The organism is Planomonospora antibiotica, from assembly GCF_014647955.1.
Taxonomy (GTDB): Bacteria; Actinomycetota; Actinomycetes; order Streptosporangiales; family Streptosporangiaceae; genus Planomonospora; species Planomonospora parontospora.
On sequence record NZ_BMQE01000032.1, the window covers coordinates 15,293 to 31,901 of the forward strand.

15 protein-coding genes are annotated in these 16,609 nt (G+C 73.2%); 5 read left to right on the plus strand and 10 right to left on the minus strand.

Features of this window, described 5'->3' with window-relative positions:
* The first annotated feature begins 27 nt into the window (after nucleotides 1-27).
* Nucleotides 28-447 carry a hypothetical protein gene (locus tag IEZ06_RS24920; protein WP_189239105.1) on the plus strand — a complete coding sequence of 140 codons (420 nt, stop codon included), beginning with the start codon at nucleotides 28-30 and terminating at the stop codon, nucleotides 445-447.
* Nucleotides 444-872, plus strand: coding sequence for a type II toxin-antitoxin system VapC family toxin (locus tag IEZ06_RS24925; RefSeq protein WP_189239106.1), 429 nt, complete (start codon nucleotides 444-446; stop codon nucleotides 870-872). Before IEZ06_RS24920 ends, IEZ06_RS24925 begins: the two co-directional genes overlap by 4 nt.
* A 275-nt stretch (nucleotides 873-1,147) precedes the next feature.
* Here the strand turns inward: IEZ06_RS24925 and IEZ06_RS24930 are convergent, their stop codons facing one another.
* The 5 genes from IEZ06_RS24930 to IEZ06_RS24950 all read right to left on the minus strand — a co-directional run bounded on the left by IEZ06_RS24930 (nucleotide 1,148) and on the right by IEZ06_RS24950 (nucleotide 5,592).
* Nucleotides 1,148-2,107 (minus strand): ADP-ribosylglycohydrolase family protein, encoded by a 960-nt coding sequence (locus IEZ06_RS24930; RefSeq protein WP_189239107.1) that lies wholly within the window; start codon nucleotides 2,105-2,107, stop codon nucleotides 1,148-1,150.
* Between the two features lie 118 nt (nucleotides 2,108-2,225).
* A complete protein-coding gene (locus tag IEZ06_RS24935; protein WP_268245627.1) occupies nucleotides 2,226-2,882 on the minus strand; it encodes a response regulator transcription factor in 657 nt (218 codons plus the stop codon).
* Nucleotides 2,879-4,024, minus strand: coding sequence for a sensor histidine kinase (locus IEZ06_RS24940; RefSeq protein WP_189239108.1), 1,146 nt, complete (start codon nucleotides 4,022-4,024; stop codon nucleotides 2,879-2,881). The genes IEZ06_RS24935 and IEZ06_RS24940 overlap by 4 nt, the downstream gene beginning before the upstream one ends.
* 1 nt (nucleotide 4,025) lies before the next feature.
* Nucleotides 4,026-4,721, minus strand: coding sequence for a hypothetical protein (locus IEZ06_RS24945; RefSeq protein WP_189239109.1), 696 nt, complete (start codon nucleotides 4,719-4,721; stop codon nucleotides 4,026-4,028).
* Nucleotides 4,722-4,896: 175 nt separating this feature from the next.
* Nucleotides 4,897-5,592, minus strand: a complete 696-nt coding sequence (locus tag IEZ06_RS24950; RefSeq protein WP_189239110.1) for a TetR/AcrR family transcriptional regulator — start codon at nucleotides 5,590-5,592, stop codon at nucleotides 4,897-4,899.
* 109 nt (nucleotides 5,593-5,701) lie between these two features.
* On the opposite strand from IEZ06_RS24950, the gene IEZ06_RS24955 reads away from it, so the two are divergent.
* A complete protein-coding gene (locus IEZ06_RS24955; protein ID WP_189239111.1) occupies nucleotides 5,702-6,436 on the plus strand; it encodes an SDR family oxidoreductase in 735 nt (244 codons plus the stop codon).
* A gap of 129 nt (nucleotides 6,437-6,565) precedes the next feature.
* Nucleotides 6,566-6,772 (plus strand): tautomerase family protein, encoded by a 207-nt coding sequence (locus IEZ06_RS24960; RefSeq protein WP_189239112.1) that lies wholly within the window; start codon nucleotides 6,566-6,568, stop codon nucleotides 6,770-6,772.
* Between the two features lie 160 nt (nucleotides 6,773-6,932).
* On the opposite strand, the gene IEZ06_RS24965 is transcribed toward IEZ06_RS24960, so the two are convergent.
* Nucleotides 6,933-8,009: a HAMP domain-containing sensor histidine kinase gene (locus IEZ06_RS24965; RefSeq protein WP_189239113.1), complete on the minus strand. Its 1,077-nt coding sequence runs from the start codon at nucleotides 8,007-8,009 to the stop codon at nucleotides 6,933-6,935.
* The gene (locus IEZ06_RS24970; protein ID WP_189239114.1) at nucleotides 8,006-8,659 is read right to left on the minus strand and encodes a response regulator transcription factor; all 654 of its coding nucleotides are present in this window, start codon (nucleotides 8,657-8,659) and stop codon (nucleotides 8,006-8,008) included. The genes IEZ06_RS24965 and IEZ06_RS24970 overlap by 4 nt, the downstream gene beginning before the upstream one ends.
* A gap of 88 nt (nucleotides 8,660-8,747) precedes the next feature.
* Here IEZ06_RS24970 and IEZ06_RS24975 point away from each other — a divergent pair, with 88 nt between their 5' ends.
* Nucleotides 8,748-10,100 (plus strand): S41 family peptidase, encoded by a 1,353-nt coding sequence (locus tag IEZ06_RS24975; RefSeq protein ID WP_189239115.1) that lies wholly within the window; start codon nucleotides 8,748-8,750, stop codon nucleotides 10,098-10,100.
* Between the two features lie 171 nt (nucleotides 10,101-10,271).
* Here the strand turns inward: IEZ06_RS24975 and IEZ06_RS24980 are convergent, their stop codons facing one another.
* The 3 genes from IEZ06_RS24980 to IEZ06_RS24990 are packed head-to-tail and all read right to left on the minus strand — an operon-like array spanning nucleotide 10,272 to nucleotide 16,591.
* Nucleotides 10,272-12,890 (minus strand): condensation domain-containing protein, encoded by a 2,619-nt coding sequence (locus IEZ06_RS24980; RefSeq protein WP_203872175.1) that lies wholly within the window; start codon nucleotides 12,888-12,890, stop codon nucleotides 10,272-10,274.
* Nucleotides 12,874-14,685, minus strand: coding sequence for a non-ribosomal peptide synthetase (locus IEZ06_RS24985; RefSeq protein WP_203872174.1), 1,812 nt, complete (start codon nucleotides 14,683-14,685; stop codon nucleotides 12,874-12,876). The genes IEZ06_RS24980 and IEZ06_RS24985 overlap by 17 nt, the downstream gene beginning before the upstream one ends.
* Before the next feature lie 22 nt (nucleotides 14,686-14,707).
* Complete coding sequence (locus IEZ06_RS24990; protein WP_189239117.1) at nucleotides 14,708-16,591, minus strand: non-ribosomal peptide synthetase; 1,884 nt, start codon at nucleotides 16,589-16,591, stop codon at nucleotides 14,708-14,710.
* Nucleotides 16,592-16,609 lie beyond the last annotated feature (18 nt).

Genomic DNA, 16,609 nt, shown 5'->3' on the forward strand with positions numbered 1-16,609 from the left:
CATCGAAGACCCGGAAGGATGCCGATCATGGCTGCTCCCCGTAAGTACCCCGACGAGCTGCGCGAGCGCGCGACCCGGCTGGCCGTCGAGGCCCGCAAGAACCCCACGGCATGGGACGGCGCGATCCGGATCCGCGACAGCCGGACCGCGAATCCTGCGCCCACGGTATTTCCCTCCGCCCGGGTAGGGGTCGTGCGTACACTCGAAGACATGACCGCCGCCCACGACTACGACGACGTGCACCACCTCGTCGAGCAGCTGACCCCCGACCAGCTGGTCGAGGTCCGCGCCCACGCGCTCCGGCTGGTCACCGGCCGCCGGACCTTCGTACCGTGGAGCGAGCTCAGGCGCACCGCCGCCCGCCTGCCACGCATCGGCTACGCCGAGTTCCGCAGTGACGTCGATGCCGCGATCGACTCCGACACCCTGCTCGGGGACGATCGGTGAGCGACCCGCACAACCTCCTGCTGGACACCTCCGCCGTCATCGATCTCGAACGGCTCGACGAGCAGCACATCGCCGGCACGCTCGGCTGCCGACCAGGCGATCTACACCCGGCGATCAGCTCCGTCTCGATGGCCGAACTCGCGGCCGGTCCGCACGCGGCCAAGACCGCCGACGCGCGAGCCGTACGGCAGGCGGTCCTGCAGTGGGCGGAGTCCACCTTCGATCCCATCCCTTTCGACACCGATGCCGCCCGTGCCTACGGGATCATCTACGCGCTCGTGCTGGACCTCGGCCGCCAGCCGCGCAAGCGGCTCGCCGATCTGCTGATCGCTTCGGTCGCCGCGGCCAACGGTCTTCCTCTGGTGACCCGGAACCCCGATGACTTCGCCGGACTGGAATCCCAAATCCAGGTGATCACCGCCTGAAACGGCTACCGCGGGAACGACCGAACGGGTCAAGCGGCCATGTTTGCTCGGTGATTGCTCGCCTGCCGCGGTACGGCACGGCACGGCGGCGACAGCGCCCGGCATAACGGCGGGGACACTGGCGGACAGAACAGTACAAGTCGGCACGTCGCGGCGCCGGATGGCAGTGAATCCGTCAGCTTTTAATCTGCAGATTCAATCTCCATGGCCAGCATCCTGCCGGTGGTCGTCCCGCTTTCCTGGAGTCGCTCGGCTCGGACACGGCGTTGACCACATCACCCGGTCGGACCATCCTGCACCGGGACCCGCTCCACCAGGTGGCGGGCGAGGTCGAGCAGGTGCGGCAGGCACAGCACCCGGCCGCCGCTGCCGGGCAGTGGGACGTGCAGCGGCTCCGTCCAGCGGGCCGGGATCGCGCCGAGCCCGTACACGGCGCCCGCCAGGCCGCCGGTGACCGCGGCCACGGTGTCGGTGTCCCCGCCCAGGTCGACCGCGGCCCGGAGTGCGTCCTCGAAGGCGGAGGTGGTGCGCACCGCCCACACCGCCGAGCCCAGGCAGGGCCAGACGGCGCCGTTGAACTCGGTCGCCCGGCTCGGGTGCCAGGCCGGGTCCAGGACGACGGTGTACCGCTCCCGGTGCTCGGGGTCAACGGCGGCGAGGATCTCCGGCAGCGCCGCCAGCGGGTCGGCGCCGTCCAGGGCGAGGCGCACCAGCTCGTGGAAGATCGCGGTGCCCTCCCACGCCGCCGGATCGCCATGGGTGAGCGCGGCCAGGCGGCGACCGGCCTCCATCGTGGCCGCTCTCCCGTCGCGGGCGAAGTACACCGCCGAGGTCGTCGCCCGCATCAGCGCGCCGTTGCCGGCGGCCCGGTGGCTGCTGCGGTAGTGGGCGGCAGCGGCCCGGTCCCAGGGCAGGCCGCGGCTCAGCACGTCCTCGGTCTGCACCCCGATGTCCTTGGGATCGTCGGCCGCCCACCGCTGGAAGCGGGCGAAGACGTCCTGCAAGTCCAACCCACCGCGCTCCAGCAGCGACTCGGCGACGTGCACGGCCATCTGCGTGTCGTCGGTGGCCTCACCGGCCTCCCAGCCGCCGCCCGCATGCATCTCTCCCCCGGCGCCCGGTGCCGGGAACCGCGCGGAGAACGCCCCCGCCGGACCGAACTCGAACGGGGCACCGAGGGCGTCGCCCACCGCCGAACCGATCACCGCACCGGTGGCACGCTCCAGACGATCCATGACGGCAGGCTACGGACCAGGGAAACCCTGATCCATCCCTTTTCCCTCTGCCGCGGCCCCGCCGTGCCGCCGACGGTCCCGATCACACGTGCTCGCATGCCTCGGAACGCGGGAAATGTCAGACGAGGCCGGTCTCGTAGGCGACGATCACGAGCTGCGCGCGGTCGCGTGCCTGGAGTTTGGCCAGCAGCCGGCCGATGTGCGTCTTGACCGTGGCCATGCTCAACTGCAGGCGCGCGGCCAGCTCGGCGTTGGACAAGCCGTGGGCGATCAGCGTGAGCACCTCCCGCTCGCGGGAGGTGAGGCCGTCGAGGCTCCTGGCCGGCGGACGCCCCGGTCGCGGGCGGGAGGCGAACTCCGCGATGAGCCGTCGGGTGACCGAGGGCGCGAGCAGCGCGTCCCCGCCGGCGACCACGCGGATGGCGTTGAGCACCTCCGCCGGAGGGGTGTCCTTGAGCAGGAAACCCGCGGCTCCCGCTCGAAGAGCCGCGTAGACGTAGTCGTCCAGGTCGAACGTGGTCAAGATGAGCACGCGGACGCCTGCCGTCGCCGGATCGCCGCAGATGCGGCGCGTGGCTTCGATGCCGTCCACGTCGGGCATCCGGATGTCCATCAGGACGACGTCCGGTTTGCGCGCGCGGGCCAGTTCGACGGCCTCGGCACCGGTGGCCGCCTCACCCACCGCCTGGAGGCCGGGTGTGTGGTCGACGAGGACGCGGAAGCTGCCGCGCACCATGGCCTGATCGTCGGCGATCAGAACGCGGACGCCGCTCAAGGGCTGTTCTCCCCCTCGGGCGGAAGCCGTACGGACACCGCGAAGCCGCCCCCCTCACGCGGGCCCGCGGTGAAGGTCCCGCCGTGCATGAGGGCCCGCTCCCGCATGCCCAGCAGACCGTGCCCGCCCGGCAGTCTGCGGCGCGGGCCGCCGGGCCCGTCGTCGACGACATCGATGGCGACGCTCCCGCCGCGGGCTGTCACGGTGACACCGCAGCGGGTCGGGGCGGCGTGCTTGACGACGTTCGTGAGCGCCTCCTGCACGATCCGGTAGACCGTCAGCTGCGTTCCCTCGCTGAGGCCTGACAGGCCGCGCACCTCCAGAGCGATCTCGATCCCCGCCCGGCGCGCCTCCTCCGCGAGCCCGTCCAGGCCTCCGGTACCGGGCGCCGGTCCCATCGGAACGCCGTCGGTGCGCAGGACGCCGAGTGCGCGGCGCATCTCCGTCAGCGCCGACCTGCTGGTCTCTTCGATGACCTTGAGCGCCGTGACGGCCTCCTGCGGGTCGTCCGCCGCCACATGCGCCGCGACACCCGCCTTGACGGCGATGAGGCTGAGGTTGTGCGAGACGATGTCGTGCATCTCGCGCGCGATGCGCAGACGTTCGGCCACCAGCGCGTGCCCGGCCTTCCGGCGGCTTTCCACCCTGCGGAAGCGGACGGTGAACCCGGCCGCCCACGCGCCGCCGATCACCACCAGCACCAGGGCGACCAGCCCGGCCGCGTCCTGCGCGCCGCCCGACGGGGTGATCACCGCCTCGCCGAGGTAGACCCCCGCCGCCGCCACCGGGAGCGCGACGGCCAGGGCGGGCACGGAACGGCGCGTGGGTTCCGCGAGCCCCACCAGGTAGGCGGCCAATCCTCCTGAGATGTACGGCTCGCGCGTCAGGTCGAGGATCGACGCGCCGGCGAGGGCGGCGAGTACGACGCCGAGGACCGGCAGCGGCCAACGGCGGCGCACCGCGAGGGGCAGCCCGGCCGCCGCCGCGACAGCCCAGGCCGGCCACGCCGGACCGCTGTAGGCGGGCAGGCCGTCCGTGGCGGGCGTACGCGCGAAGTCCAGGTAGACCGCGGTCACGGCGACGGCTGCCACCAGATCGACGGCATACGGCAGCCGCTCCACGTGCCGGCCGTATCGTTCCATGTCATCCCGCCTGCCCCAGTACGACCATCAGTCCGACCGCGGCCAGCGTAATGGGCGCCCACCGCAGCACGGCTGCCCTGCTCGGTCGCGGGTGGGCGGTCAGCACGGCGAAGCCGTACGGGCCGAACGCGATCGCGAGCCCCGCCAGGGCCACCAGGGACAGCGGTGTGGTGCCCTTCAGCACGCCGAGCGGCAGCGCCGCCGCCGACGCCAGGGCCAGCGCACGGACCGGGCCGAGCACCTCGGCACGCCAGGCACCGAACGCCAGGACCGGCCAGCCCGCCAGGATGGCGACGTTCAGGAACGACAGCGGCTGGAAGGCGCCGTACGTCTCGGACACCACCTCCGTGGCGAGGTCCGCGCCCACGACGTCGGTCAGCCGGAACGCCATGTGGTCGGCGCCTGCGTGAAAGACCCGGGCGAACAGCCCCGACATGGCGAGAAGCCCGCCTGCCAGCCCCCATCCCGGCCCGATCCTGGCGGCGAGCAGAGCCACGGCCGGCCAGAGCAGGAACGTGCCGGCCGCGATCAGGGCGTAGGAGGCGGTCAGCAGCGCGGGCTCACTCTCGTGCGCGGCGAGCTGAGCAGGGTAGAAGAAGTCGTACGGCACGCGTAGCAGGGCGCCTGCCAGGAGGAGCAGCGGTGCCGCCACCATGGTCGCGCCACCGGCCCAGCGGCCGGGAAAGTCGGATGTCATGTCCACGACCCTCTCGCGGGGTCTCGCCCGGGGCGTCGGACCGTGGCCTGCTCTTTCGTGTCAGACCCGGGTATGACACGATCGGGCTTCGCCTTCTTCGCTGCAGGGCCGGGCATGCCAGTCGACCAAGGCGACTCCACGAAATCCGGGAAACATCACTTGGTCGCTTACCTGGTCAGGGCTGTGTGATGCGCTCGAGCCATCGCTGCAGGAGAGCGGTTTCGACCGGTTCGAGGGCCTCGGTACCGCCGAGCTGGAGTTGTGCGCGGAAGCGCAGCGCAGCGGTCCGCAGCGGGTCGGCGTCCTGCTGGACGGACGTCTCGGTGAGCACGTGCGAGAACACGGCGTCGCGCATGCGGTGGGACGGTGCGGGATCCTCGAACAGGGCCGGTCTGGCGATGTGGTCCAGGGCGGTCCCGATGTTCGCTGACAAGATCAGCTGGGCGGCGGCCCGCGGCTCGAGCTTCAGCGCGCCCACCGCGGCGCACCGTGTGAGCGCCGCCACCAGCAGGTCCATCACGCGATCTCGCGCCGTCGAGTGCGACCACGGCCGCGGAGTGAACATCAGCTGGTAGAGGGCCGGGTTCGCCTGAGCGAACGCCATATGACCGTCCCAACCGGCGTGCAGGTCGGCGACCGGGTCACCGGTCTGCTCTTGGGCGGCCTTGAGCGCGGCGTACCGCTCGTACCCGTGGTCGGCGACGGCGTCGAGCAGCCCCCGCTTGTCACCGAACAACCGGTAGAGCACGGGCTGGCTCACGCCGACCGCCTCACAGACCGCGCGTGTCGCGATCTCGTGGTCTGAGGACGACGCCAGTTGCCGCTCCGCGGCCTCGATCATCGCCGCGCGGAGCGGATCTGCCTCTGCCATGCGATCAATGATACTGCCAGGCACTAGCGATGGTACGAATCTGTGCTACCGTCATGGCGTAACGTCGGTACGGCCAATCCATACCGACGATAAGGCCAAGGGGTTCTCCATGAGTGATCAACGTGTGGCCGTCGTCAGCGGCGGCTCCCGTGGAATAGGCAAGGCGATCGCGGTGGCGCTGGCGGCGCGTGGCTGTGCGGTCGTGGTGGGGTTCCAAGGGGCGGCTTCCGCCGCGGCGCAGGTGGTCGGGGAGATCACGGCGTCCGGTGGCCGGGCGATCCCGGTCCAGGCCGACGTGGCCGACGAGGGCGCCGTCGCGGAGATGTTCGACGCGGCGGAGGAGTCCTTCGACGGGGTCGATGTGGTCGTCAACTCGGCGGGGCGGCTGTCGCTGTCCCCGATCGCCGACCTCGACCTGGACGAGCTGGACGCCCTGCACCGCACCAACATCCGCGGTGCGTTCGTGATGGCCCGGGAGGCCGCACGTCGCGTGCGTGCCGGGGGCGCGATCGTCAACCTGTCCACCTCCGTGATCGGTCTGCAGTTCCCCACCTATGGGGCGTACGCCGCGAGCAAGGGAGCCGTCGAGGCGATGACGCTGGTGCTCGCCCGCGAGCTGCGCGGACGGAACATCACGGTCAACGCCGTCGCGCCCGGCCCGACCGCCACCGAACTGTTCCTGGACGGCAAGGACGAAGCGACGATCCAGCAGCTCGCCAAGCAGCCGCCGCTGGAACGGCTCGGCACCCCCGAGGACATCGCCGAGGTCGTCTGCTTCCTGGCGAGCCCGGCCGGGCACTGGATCAACGGGCAGGTCGTGCGCGCGAACGGCGGGATCATCTGATGGCCGCCGTGAGACAGGCCCTCGTCGCCGCCGGCTACGACGTCAACGTCCTCGCACCCAACGGGTCGACCGCACCGTCCTCGACCGCCTCGCTCTGACTGAACCACCACCACACGAAAGGTGATCATCATGCCGTTCGCCAACCTCAAGGTCCCCGCCGACACCCTGACCCCCGAGTCCAAGAAGAAGCTCATCGACGCCGTCACCGACGCCTACGCCGACGTGTACGGCGAGCGCGCCCGGGCGACCACCCTGGTCCTCCTCGAGGAGGTCCCCGATGGCGGCTGGGGCCTCGGTGGCGGCATCCTCACCGCTGAGATGCTCGGCCGTAGCTGACCCGCCCGAAGGGCCGGGCCGGAGCAGCCGATCGCCCGGCCCGGCGCGGGCGAGGTGGAAGACGATCTTTAATGGCGTGGGATCCAGGCACCTACCGGTGCCTGGATCGCCGCGGATCGAGGAGTTTCGTCGGCAGCCCTCCATACGCTGACCAGCGCCGTCAGTCGGATCCCGCGAAGACCACGACAAGCTCCAGCCCGCCACCCGGATTGGGACTGGCCCGTACCCGGGCCCCGTGCGCCTTCGCGATCGAGGCGACGATCGACAGTCCGAGTCCGGCGCCCCGCCCGCGGGTCGTGTGCAGTTGCCGGAAGGGCTCGAAGAGGTCGCCCAGACGTTCCCGGGGCACGTGCGGGCCGGTGTTGCGGACCGTCAGGACTCCGCGGAAGAGCGTCACCTCGACGGTCCCGCCGGGATGGTTGTAGCGGGCCGCGTTGTCGAGGAGGTTGGTGACGAGCCGGTTCAGCAGGACGGGATCCCCTTCGACGACGAACGGTTCGGTCCGCACTGTCACGGTGACGCCGTCCGAACCCCCTTCCGCCACGGCGAGCCGTACCACCTGGTCCAGGGCCACCGGACTCCTGCTGTCCAGGCCGTGTTCCGCCTGGGCCAGCACCAGCAGGGCGTCGATGAGGTTCTCCGCGCGGCGGTTGTGGAGCAGGAGCGTGTCGCGGATCTCGCCGACGTCCTCGGGGAGACCGATCTCGATCGCCGCCCGCTGGACGGCCAGCGGGGTCCGCAACTCGTGGGAGGCATTGGCGATGAACCGCTGCTGCGCCGCGACGGAGCGTTCGAGCCGGTCGAGCATCGCGTCGAAGGTGTCGGCCAGTTCCTTCAGCTCGTCCTCCGGCCCGGCGAGCGCGATCCGCTCGTGCAGGGTCGACAGGGACAGCCGCTGCGCGGTGGCGGTGATCTGGTGGACGGGCCGCAGGATCCGTCCGGCGACCAGCCATCCGACGAGCAGCGAGACCAGCGTCAGGATCCCGACCGTCAGCCCGGTCACCTGCCACTGGTAGCCGATCACGTCCTCCACCAGGTCGGGCAGCGGCGGGCGCGGCGGGATCCCGCCGGTCGGCGCCCCCGGCGCCGGCGGTGCCAGCACTCCCGTCGGCAGCCGCGCGATCCGCGTGTGCAGCGCCTGGCGCAGCAGGAGGTTGACCGTGACCAGCAGCACGACCGAGGTCAGCAGGAACAGTCCGGAGTAGATCAGCGTGAGCCGTACCCGGATCGTCGTCACAGCAGGTATCCCGCACCGGGGACGGTCTGGATGCAGGGCGGGTCGCCCAGTTTGGTCCGCAGGCGGCTGACGACGACCCGCACCACCGTGGTGAACGGATCGGTGTGCTCGTCCCAGGCCTCCTCCAGCAGCCGTTCGGAGCTCACGACCGCGCCGTCGGCCCGCATCAGCACCTCCAGGACGGCGAATTCCTTGAGCGACAGGTGCAGGTGCCGGCCGTCCCGCGAGGCCTGCAGCCGGTGGGTGTCGAGCACGATTCCGCGCCGCGTCAGCACCGGCGGTACCGCCGACCGGCTGCGCCGCCCCAGCGCCTGCACCCGCGCGACCAGCTCGGCGTAGTCGAACGGCTTGGGCAGGTAGTCGTCGGCTCCCATCCCCAGACCCGCCACCCGCTCCGGCACCGACGCCGCCGCTGTCATCATCAGGATCCGCGTACGGCTCCCGCGCGCCACCAGCTCACGGCAGACGGAGTCGCCGTGCATCTCGGGCAGATCCCGATCCAGCACCAGGACGTCGTAGTCGTGAACCGCCAGCCGTTCCACCGCGGCGGCCCCGTCGTAGGCCACGTCGACGGCCATGGCGTGGCGGCGCAGTCCCACCGCCACGAGATCGGCCAGGTCACGTTCGTCTTCAACCACTAGAACCCGCATGCCGACGTTCCTACACGAACGGCGGTGACAGCGGCGTTAACGGTTGCGTTCACGGCCGTGCAACCGGCCCCCGGCCATGCTGGCGGCCATGATCAGAACCTTCTGCGCCGCCGTCCTGGTGACGGCCTGCACCGTGTCCGCGACGGCTTCCGCGCCCGCATCGGCCTCGACGCCCCAGCCGGTCTCCACCCCGGGCGGCGGTTGCGCCGCCGCCACGGCGCCACCGCCGCAGCCGGTGCCGCCGACCTCGGTGAACACCCTCCGGCAGGCGTACTTCTGCGTGCTGGACAACTACTACAGCGGCCCGGTCCTGGACTCCAGGGCGCTGCTGAAGAGCGCCATGGCCGCCTACACCCAGGATCTGATCCGGCGCGGCGCCGACCGGGCCGACCTCCGGCTGCCCGCCCTGACCGGTGACCGCGACGCCGACTGGGCCGCTTTCGCGAAGGTCCTCGGCACCGGCGACCCCGCCGCGCTGCGTGCCGCGATCACCGGCATGGTCGCCGGACTCCAGGACAACCACGCCCGCTGGGTCAGGCCGACCCCGCCGCCGCAGGGCGGGCCGGTCGGGATAGGCATCGTGGGCGTGTCGGCCGAGCAGGGCCCGCGGTTCGACCCGGCGGCCCGGCCGCCGCTGTTCATCACCCGGGTCCTGCCCGGCAGCCCCGCCGCCAAGGCCGACATCCGGCCCGGCGACATCATGGTCAAGGCCAACGGCGTGCCGACGGTCATCGGGGACACCGTGAACCAGGCCATCATCGACGTCTTCGCCTCCGACCCGGTACGGCTCACGCTCAAGCGCCCCACGACGGGACGCACCCGCACCGTCGAGATCAGGAAGGGCCCCATCACGCGGCAGCCCCCGAAGGCGACGTCGAAGACGCTCCCCGGCGGCGCCGTCTACGTCCGGCTGCCCGGATTCCACGAAGGCGCCGCCGACCAGGTCATCGCCAAGCTGCAGGGCAAGCCGAAGGCGGTGGTCCTCGACCTGCGCGGCAACGGCGGCGGGTCACCTCGCGAGGTGACCCGGCTGCTCGGCGCGTTCGCGCACGGCAAGGTCACCAGCTACTTCTGCCAGCTCAAGGGCGACTGCGTGCCCAACCGGACCGACGACAGCGTCCCGCTGCTCGGCTCGCGCCTGATCGTCCTCACCGATCGCGCGTGCGCCTCGGCCTGCGACGACTTCAGCGCGGCGGTCAAGGGCAACGGCCTGGGCACCCTCGTCGGGACCCGCACGGCCGGGGCCGTCTCCGGCCCCGGCGAGGGATACCTCCTCGACGACGGCAGCGTCCTGATCCTGCCCAAGGTCCGCCACCTCGGCCCCGCCCGCGAAATCATCGACACGATCGGCGTACCGGTCGACCACCACGCCCCCATGACCGCTCTCGACCTGGCCACCGGGCACGACCCGGGCCTGGCCAAGGCGCTTGCGCTTCTCTGACACGCCCGCCGCAGCAGACGGACCGCGCCGGCTGCCGCCAGTCGTCGTACTCAGCCGCAGAGCACGGCGTGTCTGCCGGACCGGGGCGGCTCCAGCCGATGTTCCCCGTCCGGTGCCGTATGTACCGGACGGGGAAGCGTGCCCATGGGGTCCTGGCAGGCGGATCGGCGGTCAGACCATGACCGACAGCGTGCTCCGCCAGTCCTCCCCCGGTTGTTCGGCCAGCTGACCGGCCAGCGCCTCGGCCTCGTAACGCCACGGATGCCACAGATCCGCCGGAGCCTGACGGGACAGCCGGACCTCACTCGTGCTGCGAAGCGACCGCAGGAGCCGATCGGTGAACTCCGTCCAGCTCACGTGGCCGTTCACCGCGTTGACCACCCGGCCCGTCGGCCGGTCCAGGCAGGTGACGAGGGCACGGGCGAGCGCGGCCGCGTGCACCCACGCCACCCCGTACCAGGGGTGCGCCCCCTCGGCCGGATCGGGCAGGACGATCTCCTCCCCTGCCAGGGCCGCCTGGTAGAGCAGTCCCGTCGCGCCCCAGCGCAGCTGAGCCCGGAACCGGTCGTGCGGAGCCCATACCAGCGGTGCACGGACCACACCGGCCCGCTCGCGGTCCGCTCCCTCCAGCAGTATGTGCTCGCATTCGACCTTCCCCCGCCCGTAGGCGGTGAGCGGCTCCTGCGTGGGGGCTCCTTCGGCGACCTGCGACGCGGCGGGTCTGCCGTAGGCGTCCACGCTGCTGACGAAGACGAAAGCGCCCCGGGCGCCCTCCCGCCAGCCGTCCACGAGCGCGCGCATCGCCGCGACGTCCACCTCCGGGGAGGTGAAGGTGCAGGCGGAATGGATCACTGCGTCGACTCCGGTGACGGCGGCGCGCAGGCTGTCTCGGTCGGCGAGGTCGCCCTCCACCACCTCGACCCCCTCGCCGGAGACCAGGTGGGCCGATTCGGGCCGTACCAGGGCCCGTACCGGACGTCCCTGTGCTGCGAGCTCCCGGAGCACGAAGGCGCCCACGCCGCCGCTGCCGCCGGTCAGCAGCACCGTGCCGGCGCGGGCTCCGGCGGTCCGCCGCGGAGCCGCCGCCGCGCGGCGGGCGCCCTCCCGCCGGTCGAGTGCGAGCGCGAGCGCGCGCGGGGTGCGGTGCTCCATCACATCGAGCCCGGTGACCGGGAGGCGGAGGCGGGCCCGGAGCCGTTCGGCGAGCCGTACGGCGAGCAGGGAGTGCCCGCCTGCCGCGAAGAAGTCACCGTCCAGGCCGACGCCGTCGCCCAGCAGTTCCCGGAACCCGGCGAGCACCCCTGCCGCTCGCTCCACGTCCGGGATGCCGGCCTGGGCCGCCGGTCCCCCACCGGCGGTCGCGGAGGTGTCTTCGGCGGTGTCCTCCTCCGCGGCCGCCGCGGCGGCCGCCTTCCGTCCGCCGGGAAGCTCCGACAGAGCCAGGGACGGGTCGCCGGCCACCGCGGTGAGGATCCCGGCGAAGGAGCGCAGCAGCGCCGCCCCCTGCTCTTCCTCCAGCATCGCGCTGTCGTGCTGGAGCAGGCAGCGCGCGGCAGGGGTGCCCTCGTCCTCCTCGACGGCGAAGGTGACGGCGAACTTGGCGGCGCCCAGCTCTATGCCGACGGCCTCGCAGTCGAGGCCGGTGAGCCTGAGCGCCGCCGGCGCGCTCACGAGGTCGGCGGTCACGGCCGGCAGCGGGAGCCCTCCGGCGTCACGGGCCGCCCCGCCGAGCCGCTCCACGATCCGGTCCAGTGGGACGTGCCGGTGCTGCTGCGCCTCCAGCAGCGCTTCCCGCACCCGGGTGAGGAGGACGTCGAAGCCGGGGTCGCCGGACAGGTCCACGCGCACGGGCAGGGTGTTGACGCACAACCCGACGAGCGCGCGCGTCTGCGCCCGGTCTCTGAGGCTGCTCGCGCAGCCGATGACCAGATCCTCTTCTCCCGTGGCGTGGTGCAGTGCGGCGAACGCGCCGGCGAGCACCACGGTGAACGGTGTCGTCCCGTGTTCCCTGGCCGTCAGGCGCAACCGGTCGAGAACGGCCAGCGGAGCGCTGTGCGTCCGGCCGAGACCGCTGCGTGCGGCGGCCCCGGCCCCCGGCGGCAGGCCGGGTCGCGCGCCGTCGAGCCGCCGCGTCCAGTAGGCGAGCCCCGCCTCGAGATCGGCCTCGCCCTCCTGCCGGGTCTCCCATTGGGCGAGGTCGGCGTACTGCAGCGGGGGCGGTTCCGGCAGAGCCGCCGGGCCGGCGCCGTACAGGGCCGTGAGTTCGGAGGCGATCACTCCGAGTGAACCGCCGTCGACCGCGATGTGGTGGAACGTCACCACGATGGTGTGGTCGTCGGTGCCGTGCCGGACGGCCAGGGCCCGCAGAACCGGTCCGGTGGCCAGGTCGAAGGGGCGCCCGGCCTCCTGCAGGACCTGCTCCGTCCCGCCCTCCACGACGGTCAGCGGGACCGGCTCCGGTGCTGCGATGTCCTGGTACGGTTCGCCGTCGGTGTGCGGGTAGCGGGTGCGCAGCACCTCGTGGCGGCGGACCAGCTCGGTGAGCGCGCCTGACAGGGCGTCGAGGTCGAGCGGGCCGCGTACCCGGGTCGCGAACGGCACGTTGTAGAGATGGCCGCCCTGGCCCAGCCTGTCCATCAGCCAGATGCGGCGTTGGGCGTGGGACAGCGGCGCGGGCCCGGATCCCGGGGGGCGGCGGGGGATCGGGGGACGCGCGGCGGCGCGCCCGCGGGCGAGCTCGAGCAGCGCCGCCTGGCGGGCGGCGCGGGCGGGGTCAGGCATGGTGCTCATCTGCGGCCTCCGTCGGGGTGCCGTGGAGTTCGAGCAGGGCTCGTTCGATCAGCTCCGCGTGTCCCGCCACGGTGGGAAAGGCGAAGAAATCGGGCAGGGAGAGCTCGGCCCCGAGCTCTTCGCGCAGGTCCTCGACGATGCCCAGGGCGAGCAGGGAGTGTCCGCCCAGGGCGATGAAGTCCGCCTCCGGACCGGTCACCGGTGCGTCGAGGGCGCGGGACCACACCTCGGCGACGGCCTGCTGGATGGGGGACATGGCCGCGGGCCCGGGGGGCGTGGAGGCTTCGGCCCCGGCGTTCCCGGCCGGGGGGAGGCCGGCGAGCGCCCGGCGGTCGACCTTGCCCGTGCCGGCCAGCGGCAACCGCTCCAGGGTGGTCCACAGCTCGGGCACGAGGTGGGCGGGCAGGCGCTCGGCCAGGTCGGTTCGGAGTGCCGCGGTCCCGGGCCATCGGTCCCCGCCGGGAACGACGAAGGCGGCCAGGCGCGCGTCGCCGGTCTCGGAGCGGTGCACCACCACCGCCGCCGCGTCGACGGCGGGGTGCTCGCGCAGGGCGTGTTCGATCTCCCCGGGTTCGATCCGGAAGCCGCGTACCTTCACCTGGTCGTCGGCACGGCCGTGGAAGTCGAGGGTCCCGTCCGGTCTGAGCGAGACGAGGTCGCCGCTGCGGTAGAGCCGGCCGGCCGACGCGTGCTCGACGAAGCGCTCCGCCGTGTGCTCGGGCCGGCCGAGATAGCCCCTGGCCAGGCGCGGTCCTCCGATCCACAGCTCCCCCGTCGTGCCGGGCGGCACCGGTTCGCCGTCCGTGCCGAGGACGTGGGCGGTCGCTCCGTTGACGGGCACGCCGATGGGCACGGCCGCGTCGCAGTCGCCGTCCCGGATCCGGTGCGCCGTGGTGAACGTCGTGGCCTCCGTGGGGCCGTAGACGTTGACCAGTTCCAGCCAGGGAAAGGCCCGCAGCACCGAACGCGCGTGGCGCGGCGAGAGGGCCTCGCCTCCGACCAGCACGGTGCGCAGCACGTCGAACACCCTGGACCGGCGTGTCGCCAGCTGGTGGAACAGTGCCGTGGTGAAGAAGGCGACGGTGACGCCGTGCCGTTCCACGTCCCTGGCCAGGTCCTCCAGGGACGGCTGCTCGGCGGCGGACACCACCACGGCCGCGCCGCACGCCAGCGGCGCCCACACCTCGAAGGTCGAGGCGTCGAACGTCGCCGGCGAGTGGAACAGCACCCGGTCCCGCGCGGTGAGGGTCGCGTACTCGGGCGCGGTGACCAGGCGCGTCACCGCGCGGTGCGGCACCGCCACGGCCTTGGGCCGGCCGGTCGACCCCGAGGTGTACATCACGTAGGCGAGCGCCTCGGGGTCGCAGGGCGGTGCGGGTCTGCCCGTGGTCTCGCCCGCGGGCGGGTCGGTGGGCAGGACGAGCGACCGGTGCGCCGGGATGCCCGCCGACTCCAGGGGTTTCTTGTCACCGAGGGTGAACGGGACGCCGGCGTCCTGCAGCATCTGAGCGGTGCGGGCACGCGGGTAGGCCGGGTCCAGCGGCACGTAGTGCCCGCCCGCCCACCAGATGGCGAGCTGGCCGACGACGGCGCGCACCGACCGGGGGGCCAGCAGCCCGACCGCCGTCGCCGGGGTGAGGCCGTGGGCGGTCAGGTCGGCGGCCAGGGCGCGGGCGGCCGTCACCAGCTGCCCGTAGGTCAGGGTGTGCCGGCCGTCGGTGACGGCCAGCGCCTGGGGACGGCGTCGCGCGTGGTCGATGATCATGCCGGGCACGCCGGCCGGTTCGAGGCGCATGGCGGGTTCCTCCTGCGACGGGTCAGGCATCGACGGCCCGCCGGACGTCGATCAGCGCGACGAGGCCGCGCAGGTCGGGCTGGCGCAGCAGTTCCGGTGCCTTGATGCGGATGCCGTAGGTGTCCTGGACGGCCGCCAGCAGCCGGGCCGCGGTGACCGAGTCGCCTCCGGAGGCGGTGAAGCCGTCCTGCAGCGTCAGCTCGGGGCGGCCGAGCAGCCGCCTGCACAGGCGCAGGACCACCCGCGCCGTCTGGTCCCCGTCAGCGTGCCCGTCCGCGTGCCCGTCCGCGTGCCCGTCCGCGTGCCCGGAGGCGGCCGGCCGCTCGCCGGCCGCGGGCACGGCGGCCGCCAGGGCGGCGCGGTCCACCTTGCCGTTGGCGTCGAGCGGGAAGGAGTCCACGAGGTGGACGCGCGCGGGCACCGCCTGCTCGGGGAGCCAGTCGCGCACCGCCTGCAGCAGGTGATCGGTGACCGGTCGCCCGCCCGGTGCCGGCAGCACGAAGGCCTCCAGGCGCAGCAGGCCCGTCCCGTCCTCCCCCGGGCCCGCCGGAGTACGGCGGGCCGCCACCACGGCCCGCCGCACCCGGGGGTCGCGTTCGAGCGCGGCCTCGACCTCTGCGGGCTCGATGCGCACCCCGCGCACCTTCACCTGGTCGTCCAGGCGGCCGAGGAACTCCAGCACACCGTCGGCCCGCATGCGTACGCGGTCTCCGGTGCGGTAGACCCGGCCGGTCGCGGCCACACCGGGCGGCGGCGGGACGAAGCGCCGGGCGGTCAGCTCCGCGTCCAGATAGCCGAGTGCCAGGCAGGCTCCGCCGATGCGCAGCTCACCCGCCTGCCCCCGGGGGACCGGCCGGCCCTGCTCGTCGGTGACGCAGACGAGGGCCCCGGCCACGGGCAGCCCGATGGGAGGGGGCGCCTCGTCGTCGGCCTGCCGGGGTCGCAGGGTGTGCGCGGTGGTGGCCACGGTCGCCTCGGCGGGACCGTAGACGTTGTGCACCCGGGCCGTGACGTCGCCTCCGGGTGCGCGGCGCAACCGGTCCCCGCCGATCACCAGGTGACGCAGCGCCAGATCGGCCGGCCAGGCGCGGTCGAGCAGCGGCTCGGCCAGCGGGGTCGGCAGGATGGACACGGTGATCTGCGCCTGCCGCCACCAGCCGGTCAGCACGTCGTGGTCCCAGCGGACCCCGTCGGGGGCGACGCAGAGCGTGGCTCCGAAGGCCAGGGCCGTCCACAGCTCCATCAGGTGCGGGTCGAAGGCCACGCCGATGAGCAGGCTGTGCCGCTGTCCGGGTCCGAGGCCGGTGCGCTCGCCGTACCAGCGCACGAGCGTGCCGAGTGATCCGGCGCCGACGGCGACCGCCTTGGGGGCGCCGGTGGACCCTGAGGTCAGGACGGCGTAGAACGTTCCGGCCGGTGCCGGCCGGGCGGCGGACGCGAAGGCGGCGACCGGGGCGCCCGGCAGCGGCAGCCGCTCTCCCTCGCCCACCAGGGCCGGTTCGCCCACCAGGCAGCGGACCCGCAGGTCGCGGGCGGCGGCCTCCAGGCGCCGCCGGCCGGGGCGCGGGCCCAGCGGCAGGTAGACGGCGCCGAGCCGGGCGAGCGCGACGGCTGTGGCGACGAGGGCCGCCGAGCGTTCCAGGCAGACGCCGACCAGGTCGCCGGGGCCGACCTCGCCGCGCAGGGCGTCGGCTGCGGCGGCGGCCATGGCGTCGAGTTCGGCGTAGGTCACGACCCGGTCGCCGTCCTCGACGGCGGGCAGGCCGGGGTGGCGACGCACCTGGGCGTCGTACCAGTCCAGGACGCCTTCGCCCGGTGCGGGCGCCGCGGGCGCGGGGCCGCCGGTCCGGACGCTGAGTCCGAGGTCCCGGCCGGTGCCGGGTTCGCCGCCGTGAACGGTGGTCATGGTGTCCTCCCTGTGCTT